The sequence below is a fragment of the Pseudomonas sp. SIMBA_067 genome (assembly GCF_046534675.1).
Lineage (GTDB): Bacteria > Pseudomonadota > Gammaproteobacteria > Pseudomonadales > Pseudomonadaceae > Aquipseudomonas > Aquipseudomonas putida.
The window spans coordinates 1-241 of the sequence record NZ_JAWRYH010001217.1 but is presented as its reverse complement, the minus strand read 5'-3'; the positions used below and the strand labels follow the sequence as shown (position 1 = coordinate 241).

At 62.2% G+C, this 241-nt stretch carries 1 protein-coding gene; it reads left to right on the top strand.

All coding sequences use genetic code 11. The features are described 5' to 3' along the window. Positions 1-241 (top strand): hypothetical protein (locus SB765_RS33165; protein WP_410932967.1); only part of this gene is annotated, 241 nt, incomplete at both ends.

Sequence of the window (241 nt, the reverse complement as noted above, 5' to 3'; positions counted from 1 at the left end):
CCTCCTTCACCGTGCTGGCGCAGGTGCAGCGTGACGATGGCGCTGCCGATTACCAGTCGCTGCCGATGATCGGCTCGCTCAAGCGTGGCCCGACGGGCCAGCACATCGACCGCGACTTCTTCTCGGGCGACTCGCACTACAACGATTACAAGCGCAACCAGTACATCTTCGGCTATGACTTCACTCACCGCTTCAGCGATGACCTGGCCGTGCGTTCGACGGCGCGTTACACCGATGTGCG